The sequence below is a fragment of the Acidovorax cavernicola genome (assembly GCF_003581445.1).
Window position 1 is genome coordinate 1 of sequence record NZ_QXMN01000288.1, and the last position, 769, is coordinate 769.

The window sequence follows — 769 nt, forward strand, 5'->3', positions numbered from 1 at the left end:
CGCCATGGCAGTGCCGATACTGGCGGTGACGAAGACGTTATCGTCTTTCAGATGAATGGGCAGTGCCAACTCGTGCAGCAGGCGCTGAGCGATGATGGCCGCATCGCGGTGGCTGGCGACACCCGGGCAGACCATCACGAATTCATCGCCGGCCAGGCGGGCAGCGGTGTCGGCTGGGCGCATTACTCGCTGCAAGCGTTGCGCCACGGTGATCAGCACCTGGTCGCCAGCATCATGGCCGAAGCTGTCATTGATGCGTTTGAAATGGTCCAGGTCAATAAATAGCACGGCGAGGCCAGGATTGAACTCGTCACGCCGGGATAGGCTCTGTTGCAGTCGATCCAGCAGCAAGGCCCGGTTGGGAAGCCCGGTCAATGCATCATGTAGGGCCCGCCGTTCAAGCTCTTGTTCGGCCTTCTTGCGGGCGCTGATGTCGTGGGCGAAGGCAAAGAAACTCCATTCATGTTCCTCCTCTAGCGACCACAGCGTGATTTCGATGGGGAACTCCGAACCGTCGCGGTGCAGGGCTGGCAGTTCGAGTCGTTGCCCGAGCACCTGGGCTTTGCCATGAGCCAGGAAACGAGCCATTCCCCGTTGATGCGCTTCGCGGTATTGGGCCGGAACTACGGTCTCAGCGACCGTACGCCCCATGACCTCGGCTTGAGGCCAGCCGAAGATGATTTCAGCGGCCTTGTTCCAGGCGGTGATAGCGCCTCGGGCGTCCATGGCGATAAAGGCATCCCCGGCGCTGTCGATGATATGTCGGCTG

1 protein-coding gene is annotated in these 769 nt (G+C 60.9%); it reads right to left on the minus strand.

Annotated features, from left to right (window positions below; genetic code table 11):
• Positions 1–769, minus strand: a 769-nt coding sequence (locus tag D3H34_RS33205; RefSeq protein WP_147400622.1) for a GGDEF domain-containing protein, incomplete at both ends; no start/stop codon positions are given.